Annotated in this window: 13 protein-coding genes and 2 pseudogenes; 12 read left to right on the plus strand and 3 right to left on the minus strand. The window is 67.6% G+C overall.

The genetic code is table 11. The features are described from left to right. Positions 1 to 7: 7 nt before the first annotated feature. The 10 genes from mycP (ACFW5B_RS06955) to ACFW5B_RS07000 all read left to right on the plus strand — a co-directional run bounded on the left by mycP (ACFW5B_RS06955) (position 8) and on the right by ACFW5B_RS07000 (position 9,484). The gene (gene mycP / locus ACFW5B_RS06955) at positions 8 to 1,291 is read left to right on the plus strand and encodes a type VII secretion-associated serine protease mycosin (RefSeq protein WP_386434352.1); all 1,284 of its coding nucleotides are present in this window, start codon (positions 8 to 10) and stop codon (positions 1,289 to 1,291) included. A 190-nt stretch (positions 1,292 to 1,481) separates the two neighbouring features. Continuing rightward, the gene (locus tag ACFW5B_RS06960; protein ID WP_386434355.1) at positions 1,482 to 1,964 is read left to right on the plus strand and encodes a hypothetical protein; all 483 of its coding nucleotides are present in this window, start codon (positions 1,482 to 1,484) and stop codon (positions 1,962 to 1,964) included. Positions 1,965 to 1,981: 17 nt separating this feature from the next. Further along, a complete protein-coding gene (locus ACFW5B_RS06965) occupies positions 1,982 to 3,673 on the plus strand; it encodes a hypothetical protein (protein WP_386434358.1) in 1,692 nt (563 codons plus the stop codon). 118 nt (positions 3,674 to 3,791) lie between these two features. Then, positions 3,792 to 4,904 carry a type VII secretion-associated serine protease mycosin gene (gene mycP, locus ACFW5B_RS06970; RefSeq protein WP_386434361.1) on the plus strand — a complete coding sequence of 371 codons (1,113 nt, stop codon included), beginning with the start codon at positions 3,792 to 3,794 and terminating at the stop codon, positions 4,902 to 4,904. A 167-nt stretch (positions 4,905 to 5,071) separates the two neighbouring features. Next, positions 5,072 to 5,434 (plus strand): WXG100 family type VII secretion target, encoded by a 363-nt coding sequence (locus ACFW5B_RS06975; protein ID WP_386434364.1) that lies wholly within the window; start codon positions 5,072 to 5,074, stop codon positions 5,432 to 5,434. Positions 5,435 to 5,502: 68 nt separating this feature from the next. Then, a complete protein-coding gene (locus tag ACFW5B_RS06980; RefSeq protein WP_386434367.1) occupies positions 5,503 to 5,799 on the plus strand; it encodes a WXG100 family type VII secretion target in 297 nt (98 codons plus the stop codon). A gap of 237 nt (positions 5,800 to 6,036) precedes the next feature. Further along, positions 6,037 to 6,495: a hypothetical protein gene (locus ACFW5B_RS06985; RefSeq protein ID WP_386434370.1), complete on the plus strand. Its 459-nt coding sequence runs from the start codon at positions 6,037 to 6,039 to the stop codon at positions 6,493 to 6,495. A gap of 8 nt (positions 6,496 to 6,503) precedes the next feature. After that, positions 6,504 to 8,345, plus strand: coding sequence for an alpha/beta hydrolase (locus ACFW5B_RS06990; protein ID WP_386434373.1), 1,842 nt, complete (start codon positions 6,504 to 6,506; stop codon positions 8,343 to 8,345). Positions 8,346 to 8,353: 8 nt separating this feature from the next. Next, entirely contained in the window at positions 8,354 to 8,878 is a 525-nt protein-coding gene (locus ACFW5B_RS06995) for a hypothetical protein (RefSeq protein ID WP_386434376.1), read from the plus strand. A 168-nt stretch (positions 8,879 to 9,046) separates the two neighbouring features. Then, entirely contained in the window at positions 9,047 to 9,484 is a 438-nt protein-coding gene (locus ACFW5B_RS07000) for a hypothetical protein (RefSeq protein WP_386434379.1), read from the plus strand. A gap of 651 nt (positions 9,485 to 10,135) precedes the next feature. Here ACFW5B_RS07000 and ACFW5B_RS07005 read toward each other — a convergent pair. After that, positions 10,136 to 10,354: a DUF397 domain-containing protein gene (locus ACFW5B_RS07005; RefSeq protein ID WP_386434588.1), complete on the minus strand. Its 219-nt coding sequence runs from the start codon at positions 10,352 to 10,354 to the stop codon at positions 10,136 to 10,138. Between the two features lie 97 nt (positions 10,355 to 10,451). On the opposite strand from ACFW5B_RS07005, the pseudogene ACFW5B_RS07010 reads away from it, so the two are divergent. Continuing rightward, positions 10,452 to 10,634: pseudogene (locus ACFW5B_RS07010) on the plus strand (ATP-binding protein); the annotation flags it as partial. A gap of 101 nt (positions 10,635 to 10,735) precedes the next feature. On the opposite strand, the gene ACFW5B_RS07015 reads toward ACFW5B_RS07010, so the two are convergent. After that, the gene (locus ACFW5B_RS07015; protein WP_386434382.1) at positions 10,736 to 12,697 is read right to left on the minus strand and encodes an AMP-dependent synthetase/ligase; all 1,962 of its coding nucleotides are present in this window, start codon (positions 12,695 to 12,697) and stop codon (positions 10,736 to 10,738) included. Positions 12,698 to 13,397: 700 nt separating this feature from the next. Then, on the minus strand, positions 13,398 to 14,102 hold the full coding sequence (locus ACFW5B_RS07020) for a TetR/AcrR family transcriptional regulator (RefSeq protein WP_386434385.1): 705 nt from the start codon (positions 14,100 to 14,102) through the stop codon (positions 13,398 to 13,400). A gap of 166 nt (positions 14,103 to 14,268) precedes the next feature. Between ACFW5B_RS07020 and ACFW5B_RS07025 the strand changes: the two are divergent. Beyond that, a pseudogene (locus ACFW5B_RS07025) lies at positions 14,269 to 14,994 on the plus strand (alpha/beta fold hydrolase); the annotation flags it as partial. Positions 14,995 to 15,005: the final 11 nt, after the last annotated feature.

Raw genomic sequence — 15,005 nt, forward strand, 5'->3', positions numbered from 1 at the left:
TGACAGCATGAGGAGGAAACGGACCGCGGCGGGCGCCCTGGCGGCGCTGCTCGTGGTGGCCACGGCGTCCTCCGCCTTCGCGGCGGGAGAGGACGTCCCGCCGGTACCGGAAGGGGACGGTGCGTGCACCTTTCCCATGAAGCAGCAGATCAAGGAGCGGCCCTGGGCCCTGCAGCGGATCGTCTTCGACCGCCTGTGGCAGGACACCAAAGGCCGTGACGCCCAAGGCCGTCCGGTCCGCGTCGCGGTGATCGACACGGGGGTCGACACCGCGAATCCGCAGCTCGCCGACGCCGTCGAGACCGAACACGGCTGGGATTTCCTCGGCAAGGACGACGGAGCGGATCCCAAGGCCCCGAAGAACGGCACCTACGACCCGGTGGGCCACGGCACCAAGGTCGCGGGCATCATCGCGGCCCGGCCACGCCGCGGCACCGGCTTCGTCGGACTGGCACCCGAGGCGACCATCATCCCCCTCCGCCAGAACGACGAGAAGGGCAGTGGAAACGTCGGCACCCTGACCGCGGCCATCGACAAGGCCGTGGCCGCACACGCCGACATCATCAACATCTCCCAGGACACGGCGGAGCCCGTCCCGGCGGACTCCCGGCTCGCCCAGGCCATCCGCAACGCGCGCCGGCAGGACGTCGTGGTCATCGCCTCCGCGGGCAACGACGGCTTCGACGGCCGCCTCAAGAAGACCTATCCGGCCGCGTACGAGGGCGTACTGGCCGTCGCCTCCTCCGACCGCAACAACGAGCGCGCCGCCTTCTCCCAGAGCGGCGACTTCATCGGCGTCGCCGCTCCCGGCGTGGACATGGTCTCCACCGTCCCCAAGGGCGGCCAGTGCGTCGACAACGGCACCAGTTTCTCGGCCCCTTACGTCGCCGGCATCGCCGCACTCCTCCGCGCCAAACACCGCGACTGGAAGGAACACCAGATCGTCGCCCAGATCGAGCAGACCGCCGAGCGCTCCGTCAACGGCCGGGACAGCTTCGTGGGATGGGGCGTCGCCGACCCGGTGCGCGCCCTGACCGACGACGACCACGCCATCGACCACGCGACGGCGGACGACGGACCGCCCCGGGCCACTCCCCCGGACCCGGTCGCCCTGGCGGAGGGTGAGACTCCGCAGAAACGCATGGAGCGATATGCGACATACGGACTGGGGGCAGGCGGCGTTGCAGTGGCCGTCATCGCGGGGGTGGCGGTCATCCGGCGGGACATACGTCGCCGCACGGCCGCGCCTGCGACGGCGACTGCGACCATTGCCGGACGAGTCAATGAGTAGCCGTACTCAGATTTCCCCGGAATAAAGCCGGATGACCGCGAACCCGACGGCCACTACCTTTACCTCCGGCTCCCGGCGGGGGCGCCCGCCCTTGGCGAATTCTGAACGGTACCGGCTCACACCACCGGTCGTTGTCAGAGGTGGTGACTAGAGTGACTACTGAAGTTTCAGACTTACGGGGGGGGTCACTGTGGGGGCTGACGAGAACACCGGCATGCGGGTGAACGCGACCGGGTCCGGCGCCGGAGGCGGATCGCTGGAAGTCGATCCCGAGGTGCTGAAGAAGTTGAAACAGCGCGTGGACGCTCTATTGGATCAGCTCAAGGGATCGAATGCGGATCACCGTGCACTCGGCCATCGCAAGATCGCACCCTCGTCATTCGGCCAGGGATTCGCCGAGGCACAGGGCCTTGCGGACACCTATGAAAAGGTGTTGTCCCAACTCGAGACATTCTCCAAAGTGTTCGGCGACCAGATCGAAACGCTGAGCCTCGGAACCGAGTTCATCGGACGGGACTACGCAGGGGTGGATGCGGACGTGCGGAACCGCCTGGCCGCGATCCAGCGTCGTACCCAAGGCTTCTACAAGGCACCACAGCCGAAGCACCAACCTGCCGACACCACCGGTCCGGAGATGGGCGACGGCCAGTCCGCGGGCTCCGACGGCATCTGAGGCAAGGGGGAACGAAAATGGCAGGAAACACCGACGGCTTAGGCGTTTCGGGCTGCACCAACTTCGAGGGCATGTCCCATCAGGCCCTCTACTCCATGGTGGCCGACGGCGACCACATGCAGCTCGGTCTCATGGGAACGGCCCTGGTCGACGCGGGCAAAGAGATCTCCCGAATCACCCATGACCTCGAGGCCTACGTCAAAGAGGTCCAGGTCCACTGGAAGGGCGAGGGCGCCCAGGCTTTCGAGGACTGGACCCGGGCAACCGCCGTGGAGAGCCGCAAACTCGGCCATTACGCCAAAAGCACCGGCGAGGCCATGGTCGATGCCGCGGGAGCCCTGGGCCAGGCCAAACTGATGCCGCGGCCTCCCGAGCCGAAGAATTACGTAGAAGTGGACAGCGGAAAGGTAAGCGCCTTTGACGCCCTCCGCAAAAACCCGGAACGCGACGAAGCCGTATCCGAGATGAACCGCCTGGCGTCTTACTACCGGACGGCCCAGGAAAAGATCGCAAAGCAGGAGGAGCCCAACTTCAGGCCGGCTTCGGGGTTTGTGCCGGAGCCTCCGCCAGGCGATGAGCGCATCGGCAACACGTTTGTCCTGGACCGGGCCGCGAACGCTGGAACTGTGAACGCACCGGGCAACACGGGCGTCACGTCCTCAGCGGGCGGCAAGGGCGCGCAGCCACACGGAACGGTGCCCCGGTCGTCGGACGGAGATCTACAGTACGACCGGCACGTGGGTACGTCCGTCGATTCCACCGCACCCGTGACCCCGCCCGCAGAAGCGCCGTCCCACTCGAGCACCGTCCCTCATCAGCCCCAGGGGCCCGACGGCCCACCTGCGGTCCCGCCCGGCTCCACAACGTTCCCCGGGAAGACGAAGGCCCCCGGGGAAAGCGGAGAAGCAGCACGCAGCACCCAGCCATCGACCGGCCGCCGAGGCGCGGCGCCGGGAGAGCGCGGCAGGGCCACCGGAGACGGCATCGTCGGTGGCACCGCTCAGCGCGGCCGTGTGTCCACCGGTCAACCGCGGTTGCCAGGGGGGACCGTCATGGGCGAGGAACACGGCGTGCTCGGACCTAGGCCTGGCAGATCCGGAGCGGAACTTCCTGCCGCTGCGGGTGGCAGGACACGGGGAGACAGGGGAAGCGTCGGTCAGCGCCTTGTCCCTCCTCGAGGAGAAGCCATGGACAGGCCACGCGGACCGGTCATGGGCGAGCAACAAGGTTCGGCCCGTGGCCTCACGGGGCACGGCATTCCAGGAAACGCCGGCAACAGCATCAGACAGGACGTGCGTGGCGTCCCGGGGCGCCGCCTGGCCTACGAGCCCGGCGGCAGCGTGGGCCCCAGGTCCGGCGCACCGGTGGCAGGCAATGAGCAGCCCTCCGGAACACCGGCCCGCAGCTACGGCGGGAGCCAGTCAGGGACGTCTCCCGGAGTGCCGGCGACTGCAGGCCGCAGCTCGGAGCCCGAGCCAGGACGGACGGTCGGACGAACCCCGACGTCACGCGGCCGGACGAGCGACTTCACGCCGGGCGGCTCGGGTCTGACCCGAACCGGCACCCCGTCCAGCAACGTGCTGCCCATGACAGGGCCTTCTTCGCAACGCAGGAATGGCGCCTCCGGTCAGCGACCGGCCTACCTCAGGGAAGACGACGAGACATGGACGGCACAGCACCCGCCAGCGGTGCCGCCGGTGATCGAATAGGCCTGGCCCGGTCGCGCAACGGAGGAGGAGGGACCGCACTGTGAATCGTGCGGCACATCACGTGCAGAGGAAGAGCCGAGCGTTATTAGCGGCACTCGCCTGCCTCACCACACTGAGCGTGGGCTTGCTCGCCCCCACGGCCTCCGCTGCCGACAAGAGGTCGCGTCAGTGGTACCTGGACGCGATGCAGGCGGAGCGCATGTGGCAGACCAGCACCGGAGAAGGCGTTTCCGTGGCTGTGATCGACAGTGGCGTCGACGACTCGGTCCCTGAGCTTCGCGGCCAATTACGCCCCGGCAAGGACTTCTCGGGGCAAGGACGCGGCGCAAACCACGACGACGAGGGTCATGGCACCAGCATGGCAATGATCATCGCCGGCAGGAGCAGCGGAAGCGGAACCTGGGGGCTCGCACCGGGAGCAAAGATCCTCCCCATCAGGAGCGTCAGCGGGGACTGGTCCTCCAACATGGCGAAATCCATTCGCTATGCGGCGGATCAGGGCGCGAAGGTCATCAACATCTCTCAAGCCGGGACGGCCACGGCCGAAACCGAGGCAGCACTGCAGCCGGCAGTCGACTACGCGCACAAGAAGGGGAGCTTGATCTTCGCTGGTACGGGAAACGACGGCGCAAAGGGCAATCTTCCTCGCTATCCCGCCGGCCTTCCGGGAGTTGTCGGAGTCAGCGCTGTCGACAGGTCGCTGAAAGTAGCCAACTTCTCCACCCACGGGCCGCAGGTGGCCCTGGCCGCGCCCGGAGTCGGAATTCCCACTCGCTGCACGAAGAAGCTCCTGGGCTGCACGGAAGAGGGCACCAGCGACGCCACCGCCCTCGCCTCCGCCTCCGCCGCCCTGATCTGGTCCGCCCACCCCACCTGGACGAACAACCAGGTCCTCCGGGTGATGATGGAAACCGCCGGCAAGCCGAAGGACGGCAAGGTCCCCAGCAAGTACCTCGGCTACGGGATCGTCCGCCCCCGGAAGGTGCTGCTGGACAAGGAGGGCGATCCCGGCCCCGCCGACGTCAGTCCACTGCCTGCGGCCCGCGGGACCGCCGCGCCGACCAAGGCTCCGCGGCCGAAGACGGACAACAAGGCAGCCGCTACCGCCCCCGAGCCGGGCGGCGAACCGGATGACTCATCGTCCTGGCCCGTCACCGCCGGACTGACCGCAGCCGTCACGGCTCTGGCCGCCGGCGGCCTGATCATCGTTCGGCGGCGCAAGACGCCCTGACACCGGGCGACGACAGCGCAACGACCCAGACTCTGGCTGCTCGCACCACGGGCAACCAGCGCAGAAAGCCGCATCTCAAGAGATGCGGCCGACAACCCGGGCTGAGCACCAAGACCTCACGCTCAGCTCGCTCAGCTCTGTAAACCCACTCAGGGGGAAGGTGGATCATGGCAGGGAATACCGCACTCACCTATGCGGAGATCGAAAAGCTCAAGAGCGAGATCCAGAGCGGAAGCCAGGCGATGGCATCCCAGCTGCGGACGCTGATCAACGCCATTTCCGCGGTCGAGTCGGCATGGACCGGCCAGGGCGCAAGTGCCTTCAAGCAGGCCCAGAACGCCCTCAATGAGGACCACGCCGCGCTGCGCCGCATGCTCGACGGCATCAATGACGCCATCGCCCGGACCGGCACCACCAGCCAGTCCAACGACTCCGAGGTGCTCTCCAGCTTCCGGAGCATCGACGTCAATGGCGGAGCGGCCGGGGGCCGGCTCAACACCGGCTCCGCCAGCGGCATCAGCAACTACTGACCGCGCGCCTGGGCTCACGTTCCCAGGCGCAGTGAAGTCCACCAATCAGCCACAACAGTGGGGGAGACATGGCCGGCGACGAGAACCTTCGGGTGACATACGGTGCGGTGGAGCAGACTGCCGCCGACATCGAGCGTTCCGCCAAGGAACTTCAGGCCGAGCTCGACAAGATCTGGGGCGCGGTCAAGCGCGTCTCCAACTCCTGGGAAGGCGAGGCCCAGCAGGCCTTCCAGGCTGCGGAACGGCAGTGGAACGCCCGTGCCGGCCACATCCAGAGCACTCTGCACGAGGTCGCAGCCAAGATCCGTTCGGGCAGTGCGGACTACCGGGCGACGGACCGGCGGGCTGCTGGGTTCTTCCAGTAGTAACAGACTGACGATGTGGCTTGGGGTGGGTGTGCAGCGGATGTACGCCCACCCCAACAGCATTGCGAGAGTTCGAGGGCCGGCACAGAGAAGTCTCCTCGGGCGTAGATGGTCAGCGCGGCCGTAGCGCTCATCCGGCGCGACCTCATGGCACATAAGTAGCCGTACCCAGGTCCCGCGTGGTCCATCGCCGTAGGATTTCCAGCCGTATAGCCGACGATGATGACGGGGGACGCTGTGTCTTGGGACGACGAATGGGCCGCGCTCAAGCGGGAGGCCGCCGAAGGGCGCGGATTACAGCTCGCGAGCGCCGGCGGGGGTAGTTGGCAAGGCGGTTCGGGCGACAGCTCGGGCGGCTTAAAGTCCAAGAGGTCCGCGTGGACCACGGTGGGGCGCGATGTCCAGTCGTTACGTGGAGACATCAAGAAGGCCCTGACGAAGCTGGAAGAGGGGCAGCAGGGTCTGGGCACCGGCGGCAGTGGCGTGCAGAGCGCTGCGGCACAGCAGGATGTCCACCGCTCCTGGAAGCGGTACTTGGAGGCCCTGAGCGGTCGGTGCGGCGCAGTCCAGGCTCGGATGGAGAAGGCGGGCGGCGAGCTGTACGGGAACGACGCAGCCGTCAAGGGCTCGTTCAGCAAGCTCTCCCACCAGTACAAGGACACCCCCGCGGTCGGCGCTCGGCAGCAGGGGAAGTGACCTGAGCCATGGACTACTCGACGCTCAAGAACCTCAAGACGTCCGAGTTCGAGGATGCCGCGGACGGTTACCGTGCCGCCGGCCATATGGCGGGCTCCGCCAAGGATGCGCTTGAGCAGCGCATCAACGTCAAGTTACAGAATTCACTCTCCGGCGAGGCAGCCGAGGCCGCTCTCACCCAACTTCGCGCGCTGGCGAAGGACTTCCATTACACCCAGGTGGAGTGCGGCGTCATCAGCACCGCGCTCACCGCTCTTGCCGCCGACCTGCAGACCGCCAAGAAGAAGCTCGATGCGGCGGTGGCGGACGCGGAGGGCGAGAAATTCACCGTGGAGAAGGACGGGTCGGTCACTTACCCGGCAGCGGGTGATGAGTACCGGGGCAAGACCCCGCCGGGTGGCACGGCGAACGGCGTCACGGACGAGACAGCTAAGGCACTCAACCGGCAGGCGGCCAACTTCGACCCCAATCCCCACTTCGCGCGGGCACAGGCCTACGCCGACCGCATCACCGCAGCTCTTGAGGAAGCCACGGCGGCCGACGAGAAGTGGGCTCCCAAACTGCGCAGCCTCAAGGCTGACGACGATCTGACGGTCTCCGCTGCGGACTGGGTCGACGCCAAGAAGGACACAGGTGGTGTGAGCGACGGCGCCGAGCGCTATCTGGACGCGATCAAGGCCCCGCCCAAGCACGGCGCCCCGGAAGACAACGCTGAGTGGTGGAAGCACCTGTCCGCCGATGAGCGGGACGCCTATATCTCGATGCACCCCGCGAGCATCGGGGCGATGAACGGCCTCCCCGCCGATGCCCGCGACGAGGCCAACCGGACTGTCCTCGCGGAAACACGTGGCCAGTACGAGATGAGACTGGCTGCGCTCAACAAGTCGGAGCCACCCGAGTTCGAGAGCGTCGGGGCCCGCGGTGACATGAAATACAGCCAGAAGTGGCTGGACTGGCGCGACAAGAAGGAGCGTCTGGAGGGGAAGCTCAAAGGGATGCAGGCGATTCAGGGCCGGTTCGATCGAACCGGCCAGGGTGGCCTCCCCGAGGCATACCTACTGGGCTTTGACCCTGACGGCGAGGGTAACGGAAGAGTTATTCTGGCCAACGGAAACCCGGATACGGCAGATCACACCGCCATATACATCCCCGGAACTAAGACAGACCTTTCGACAATTGGGGAGGACGATGGCGACACGCCTTCGGATCTCAAGCGCAGCGAAAGGCTTTGGCGTGAGAGCGGACGTCTCGCTCCGGGGCAAAAGGTCTCCAGCATCACCTGGTTCGATTACGACGCGCCGGACAACGTGCTGACCGATGCTCCGTCCGACACCTACGCAGAACGGGGCGCACCGCGACTGCACCAGTACCTCGAGGGCAACCGAGCGGCCCACACTTACGCGACCGGCGACACAGGTCACACCACCGTCCTCGGCCATAGTTACGGCAGCACCTTGATCGGCGACACGGCCAAGACGTTCGTCCGGGACCAGACCCCCTTCCCCGCGGATGACGTCATGGTCGCAGGCAGTCCCGGCATGCAAGCAAAACACGCCGCAGACCTCGGTATTGACCCTCAACACATGTGGGCGATGGAAGGCGGCGGCTCGGACAACTTCGTCACAGAAGGCGGCAGAGCCATGGGCCTAGGCGGCGGCGGACTCATTCCCACGGATCCAGCGTTCGGCGGGAACATCATGAAGAGCGACGCGGAAAGTCACGGCTCGTTCTGGGACACGAAAGCCAGCGCCGCGTCGCTTAGCTTGAAGAACCAAGCCAGAGTCATAACGGGTAGATACGGCGACGTCACCCTTGAGGACTACCTCACCCTTAAGGAAATGGCACATTAATGACTAGAATGAAAGACAAGACATTCAGGGCAATCCCCATTTATCTTGGCTCTCTGATGCTGACGGTTGGGTGTTCTGCGGTGAAAAGTGATGCCAGCGGCCTCGAATACGAGCCTGAGGAGCGCGACACTCAACAGGTGGTGCGCGAGGTAGGAACGCTTTCGAGTCGAGTCCTCGAAATGCTGAACACCAAGGGGAAATCGACCGAACCCGGCCCCGCTGCCGCGCCATGCGACGTACCCCACGACACCTCGCGCACGCACCAGAGCGTCCGCCACCCTTGGTCTTTCTACGGCGTAGGGAACGATGCTCTGGAGAAAGGGATGACCAACCTACACAGAGCACTCCCGGAGGAGGGCTGGAAAGTGGTGAAGTACGGAAAGGACTCCAGCCGGAATCGAAATCTGGAGATGATGGCCGTCCACCTGAAGACACACACCCAGCTTGAAGTCACCTGGCTGAAGGGGCTCGACGGTCACACCCCACTACTGGAAATTACCCTATACTCCAGATGCTTCACCGAAAAGTCCTAAGATCCCCGCACCCCATTCAGTGAAACTTGCCGCCAGAGCGGAGAATCGATCGCCTTGCAGAATCACGTGGGCGGCCTCACCGGAGGGCTGCACAGGGGGCATGGACAGACGGGTTCCCGAACAATCCAAACGCTCTTGGCGTGTGCGCTGGTGGCAGGATGTTCACAAATGGACGAAGGTAATCTAAAGGCGCGAGATGGCAAGGAAATCAAAGAGAGCGCCAAGAATACTTCCAGAGAGATCCTTGACCTTCTCGATTTGAAGGGGAAGGCGACAGAGCCGGGGCCGTTCACCATGCCGTGCGCGGGGTACTCAGGAGGCGCGTACAGGGCTCACCACCCATGGAGCCTGTACGACGTCCCGGTCGACGAAATGGAACAAGCCATTGATCGACTGCGAAAAGGGCTCCCCCGGAAAGGGTGGAAGATCGTCAAGGATGGTTTTGATGGCAGCCCATCAAAAGCCCCGCAGATTGTTGCGAACTCCAAGGATGGAGAAATCTCCGTTGATATCAGGTTGCATGACGAGCGGAAATACGGGAAAGATCCCTCGCTGATCGAGGTCACGGTCGAATCCGCTTGCTTCAAGACCAAGAATCCTGATTAGCCTCTGAACAGCGCCGCCGAGGTAGCGGGACTGGAGGTGCAGCGGGCTCCGCCATGAGCATCCCCTCCTGCTGGGGCGCTGATGACGATGTGATCACGGAAAGTGCTCACATGACAACATGGCGCGGCCTATCTTGGGCAAGATGGGCGAGGACATGCCCCCGCAGAAGCCCTGCCCAGATTGTGGGGGCCAAGGCACCGTGGAGTGGGAGACGCCGATGGGCGATGCAGTCACCACGCAGTGTTCCGGGTGCGGCGGCACCGGAACCGTCCTGGCGTAGAGGAGGCGGGGGCAGGCATGGCGGCCTTCGAGAGGAACGGCAAGCCGGTCGGCCTGGACGCGCAGTACGTCGGCCGACTTCCGTGTGCGACCTGCGGGATACGGTCGATGAAACTGCCCGGCCAGCAGGGCGGGTTGTGCATCCCCTGCTACGCGGATGAGTGCACGACCGCGGGGCGGCGGGCGGCGACGGCCGGCGCGTGGGTGGCCGCCAGCTTTGTGGGCGACCCGTGCCTCGCGTGCGGGTCGCGGTCCGTGGACGCCAACGGGTGGGCGTTCTGGTGCAATTCGTGTGAGATGCAGACGGCTGTGGCCCTGCCCCCGCAGTGAGAGCCCGTGCGGGTGAGGCAAGGGGATGTTGCGGGCGCGCTCTCAGGCGCCGAGCGAGTCGGCTTTGACCGCCGTGACGAAACGGCTCCAGGCACCGGCGCGGACGATAAGGGCCGAGCCTTCGGGCACCTTGGAGTCCCGGGCGGCGACGACGAGGCCGGGGAAGCCATCGGCAACCTCCAGGCATTCGCCACCGTCACCATTGCTGTAGCTGCTCTTCCGCCAACATGCGGCACTCAAGTCAAGGGATCTGCTGGCCATTTCGGTAAATACGGCCACCGCCCGCAAGCTGGCCGAGGCGCTCCGTAGGGCGACCGCGCGGTGAGCACGTCTTCCGAGCCGCATCAGCCGCAGGGCAGGCGGCCGTACCCGGGTGGAGGTCACCGACCACGGCGCGCGGGCGCTGCCGGTGCTGCTGCGGGCGGGCGGCGACGACGAGCGCGGTCGGGGCCTGGCGCTGCTGGATGCCGTCTCGCTGCGGTGGGGTGTGCGGCAAGAGGATGGCCGGAAAACCGTCTGGTGCGAGGTCGGCTGGTCGTAAAACGCCACGACAACGCACGTCAGACCCCGTGCCACCTCCCCCACAGAGGTGACACGGGGTTCCATTTTGACGCGCCGGAGGCTTTTGCTCCAGAGCGGGGGTCATCTGCTTTCGTAAAGGCCCGCTATGTCTTTGGCGAAATCCCGGGCAACCACGGCACGGCGGAGTTTGAGGGACGGGGTGAGGTGCCCGGTCTCCGCGGTGAAGTCCACCGGGAGGACGGCGAAGCGGCGGATGGACTCCGCGCGGGAGACCAGTGCGTTCGCGTCGTCGACGGCGCGCTGCAGGTCGGCCAACAGGCGTTCGTCGCGGACCAGTTGCCCGGGCGTGAGGTCCTGTTTCTTGTTCATCTGGCGCCAGTGCGCGAGGCCGTCCGGTTCCAGCGTGAGCAGGGCGGTGATGTAGGGGCGGTTGTCGCCGATGACCATGCACTGGCCGACGAGGGGGTGCGAGCGGAGGCGGTCCTCCAGAGGCGCCGGGGCGACGTTCTTGCCGCCCGTCGTCACGATGATCTCCTTCTTGCGGCCGGTGATGGTGAGGTAACCGTCCGGGTCGAGGGCTCCGAGGTCACCGGTAGCCAGCCAGCCCTGGTCGGTGACCGGGCGGGCCGCGCCGAGGGTCGCGTCCCAGTAGCCGGAGAAGACGTGGTCGCCGTGGACCAGGATCTCCCCGTCGTCGGCGATGCGTACGGCGGTGCCGGGGAGCGGCCAGCCGACCGTGCCGATACGGGGCCGGAGGGGCGGGGTGACGGTGGTGGCGGCGGTCGTCTCCGTCAGGCCGTAGCCCTCGAAGATCTCGATGCCGGCGCCGGTGTAGAACGCGGCGAGGCGGCGGCCGAGGGGTGAACCGCCGCAGAGGACATGGCGGACCTTGCCGCCCAGGGCGGCGCGGATACGGCGGTAGACCAGCGGGTCGTAGAGCTTGCGGGCGCCTTTGAGGGTGACGCCGGGGCCCTGGCCCGTCCCGTGCTCCCGCGCCTCGACGGCCTCACCGTAGGAGCGCGCGACGCGGACCGCGCGGTCGAAGGAGGCGGCGCGGCCCATCTTCTCCGCGGTGGCCCGTGCGGTGTTGAAGACCTTCTCCAGGACGTACGGGATGGCCAGCAGGAACGTCGGACGGAAGCCGGACAGGTCGGCGAGCAGGTCGTCGGTCCGGATGCTGGGGGCGTGACCGAGGCGGACCCGGGCGCGCAGGCAGCCGACGGCGACCATCCGGCCGAAGACGTGGGAGAGCGGGAGGAAGAGGAGGGTGGCGGCGGGCTCCTCGCTGACCGACTTGAAGACCGGGTGCAGCAGTTCGACGGCGTTGTCGGCCTCGGCGAAGAAGTTGGCGTGGGTGAGGGCGCAGCCCTTGGGGCGGCCGGTGGTGCCGGAGGTGTAGATGAGGGTGGCGAGGGCGTACGGGCCGGTGGCGGCGCGGCACTGGTCGACCGCCTCGTCCGGCACCTCGCGGCCCGCCGCGACGAGTTGGGAGACGGCACCGGTGTTGAACTGCCAGAGGTGGTCGAGGACGGGGAGTTCGGCGCGGATGCCGCTGATCAGCCGCGTTTCGTCGACGCCCTCCACGACACAGGCGCGGGCGCCGGAGTCGTGCAGGATCCACTGCGCCTGGTGGGCGGAGGACGTGGGGTAGAGCGGGACGGTGACCAGACCGGCCGCCCAGGCGGCGAAGTCGACGAGGGTCCACTCGTAGTTCGTACGGGCCATGATCGCGAGCCGGTCGCCGGGGCGGAGGCCGGAGGCGATCAGGCCCTTGGCAACGGCGCGCACCTCGGCGGCGAACTCCGCGGCCGTGATGTCGCGCCAGATACCGCTGGGCTGTTTACGGGCGAGCACGAGGTCGCCGGGCGCCTCCTGGGCGTTGATGAAGGGAATGTCACCGAGCGAGCCACTGCGCACGGACCGGGCCAGCGGGGGGACGTAGACCGCGCGGACCGTGCCGTCGAGCACGGTTTTCTGGGGCGCGGTGAGGGTGGGGGTGGCGGTCGCGGTGGGAGTGGCGTTGGCGAGGGAGGCGGAGGTGGTGAAGGGTCCGGTGGTGGGTGCACTTTCCTGGTGGGGCACGAGTGGCTCCTCGGGTTCCTGTGCGGGGTTGCCGGTGGCGGGGCGCCGTTTGCCTCCGCGGCGTGGGTGGCCGTGGGCTGGGGCCTGCGGGGCGCCGGTGGATGGGCCGTTCGCCTACGGGCGGTGGGTGACCGTGAGCTGGGCCCTGCGGGGTTGCCGGTGGCGGGGCGCCGTTTGCCTGCGGCTCGCGGTCGGCCGGTCGGAGGGCACGCCCGGTAAGCCCCCAGCGCCCGGCAGCGAATCCCGATAGGGCGACCAGATCGCACCCCCAAGGGGCGCGGGGAACTGCGCGCCCAGCCACCACGCACCCGCAGACACCGACCGCGCCTCGCGCACCCACGCCCCCGAACTACCGCAAGCCATCGCGACGTCGGCCCCGCCGGGCCCCAACACCATTGCGCGCAGGGCGAGTTGCACCGTCACGTCGTCGGCGTCCGCGACCGGCGACGACCGCCTCGCGCGCGGCAGGGGAACACCTGGCACTCATCCTCGCCCCCAGCTCCTGACCCGACAGTAACCTTACTTCGGCGTAAATTTACGCGAGGACCGGGAGTTGGCCAATGCCCGTGCACCACCTTCGTTCCGGCAATTGCGGCCGGGCCCCGTAGGGGCCGGAGAACGTGCATCGCCGCCCAAACGGCTGCCGCCCCACCCCCGGAAGGACCGGAGGCAGGGCGGCAGCCGTGGGGACAGGCGGGCGTCAACGCCCCGCGTGAGATGGGCTCTCCCGGTCGGCGAGACCGCTCGGCGTCCACCGTTCGCCGCCCATCACCCGGCCGAGGCCCGTCCAGGCGAAGTTCATCATCGTGGCCGCCGTGTTCTTGGCCGACGGGTGCCCCGGGCCACCTGAAACCCCGTCGCCCGTACGGACGTTGGCCCACTCGGCGAGCGACTCGGCCGCGCCGACCAGCGCGTGCGCGAGCCCGGCGATCTCCTGTTCGGCCAGCTCGCCGACGCAGCCCGCTTCCTTTGCGGCTGCACCGAGCAATTCCGTGACGCACTCGACGATCTCCCCCCGGAGCGCCGCCACTTCGCGCGCGAACGGCTCACCGTGCGTCCGCGCCTGCTGGTGGAGTACGGCCCAGCCGTACGGGTGCTCGGCGGTGTGCGCGAAGAAGCCCTGGAGGCCGCTCCACAGCTGCCGGTCGGGCGCCGCCCCCGGCTCGGCGGCCGCCGTCACGGCCGCCCTCAGCGCCTTCGACTCCCGCCGGATCACCGTGTTGAACAGGTCTTCCTTCGAGTTCAGGTAGAGATAGACCAACGGCTTGGAGACGCCGGCCAGTTCGGCGATCTCGTCCATCGAGGCCGCACGGTATCCACGCCGCGCGAACGTCAGCACCGCGGCGTCGAGCATCTCCCGTTCCCGGACGGCGCGCGGCACCCGTTTGCTCTTCACAGCTCCCACCCTGAATGTCCCTCCATCCCGCCCCTTTACTGCAAAGTAAGTTTACGATCTTCGCTTTCCGCACCTCGCTCTTTGACGCGTTCGCGCCATAGCGAGACGATACGTACCGTTACGCAGGCGCGCGGCGATATGCCGCCCTCGCCCACACCCCCTGCAGGACCGCCGCATGCAGCAGTTCGTCGACGCCGCCCCCGGCGTCCGCCTGTGGACCGAGCAGCGCGGCGCCGCCGATGCGCCCCCGCTACTGCTGATCATGGGCGCCCAGGCGACCGGTGCCGGCCGGCCGGAGCCGCTGGTCGACGCGCCGGCCGCGCGGCACCGGGTCATCCGCTGCGACCACCGCGACACCGGCCGCTCCACCTGGGCGTTCGACGAGCAGCCGTACCGGATCGCCGATCTCGCCGAGGACGTGATCGCGGCCCTGGACGGGCTGGGCATCGACCGGGCGCATCTCGTCGGCATGTCATGGGGCGGCATGCTCGCCCAGATGGTGCTCGCCGACCACCCCGACCGACTACTCAGCGCCACCCTCATCAGCACCAGGGCCCTCAGCACCACCCACTGCACCCGCCCCGACGGCAGCACGGTCCCGGCCGACGCGCTTCCGGGCATCGCACCCGAGGTCCTGGACATGTGGTCCCGCCCGGTCGAGGATCACGGTGCGACGGCCGAAGTGGAGCGCCGGGTCGAACACTGGCGCGTACTCGCCGGTGGTCAACTCCCCTTCGACGCCCGCTACTTCCGCGCCCTTGAACAGCAGGTCATCGCCCACACCGGGCCTCACCGGGCGGGCACCGCGCACGCCCGCGCGGGCGATGACGGCCCGCTCCGCACGGAACGGCTCGCCATGAACGAGGTTTCGACCCTGGTGCTCAGCGCACCCGTCGACCCACCACTCGGCTG

Origin of the sequence: Streptomyces sp. NPDC058773 (assembly GCF_042746015.1) — a bacterium.
In the GTDB taxonomy this organism is placed as follows: domain Bacteria; phylum Actinomycetota; class Actinomycetes; order Streptomycetales; family Streptomycetaceae; genus Streptomyces.

What these genes read in the sequence shown, in the direction of transcription:
- mycP (WP_386434352.1), top strand. Translation starts at nt 8, where the DNA reads ATGAGGAGGAAACGGACCGCGGCGGGCGCCCTGGCGGCGCTGCTCGTG.
- ACFW5B_RS06965 (WP_386434358.1), top strand. Translation starts at nt 1,982, where the DNA reads ATGGCAGGAAACACCGACGGCTTAGGCGTTTCGGGCTGCACCAACTTC.
- ACFW5B_RS06975 (WP_386434364.1), top strand. Translation starts at nt 5,072, where the DNA reads ATGGCAGGGAATACCGCACTCACCTATGCGGAGATCGAAAAGCTCAAG.
- ACFW5B_RS06980 (WP_386434367.1), top strand. Translation starts at nt 5,503, where the DNA reads ATGGCCGGCGACGAGAACCTTCGGGTGACATACGGTGCGGTGGAGCAG.
- ACFW5B_RS06990 (WP_386434373.1), top strand. Translation starts at nt 6,504, where the DNA reads ATGGACTACTCGACGCTCAAGAACCTCAAGACGTCCGAGTTCGAGGAT.
- ACFW5B_RS06995 (WP_386434376.1), top strand. Translation starts at nt 8,354, where the DNA reads ATGAAAGACAAGACATTCAGGGCAATCCCCATTTATCTTGGCTCTCTG.
- ACFW5B_RS07000 (WP_386434379.1), top strand. Translation starts at nt 9,047, where the DNA reads ATGGACGAAGGTAATCTAAAGGCGCGAGATGGCAAGGAAATCAAAGAG.
- ACFW5B_RS07005 (WP_386434588.1), bottom strand. Translation starts at nt 10,354, where the DNA reads ATGGCCAGCAGATCCCTTGACTTGAGTGCCGCATGTTGGCGGAAGAGC.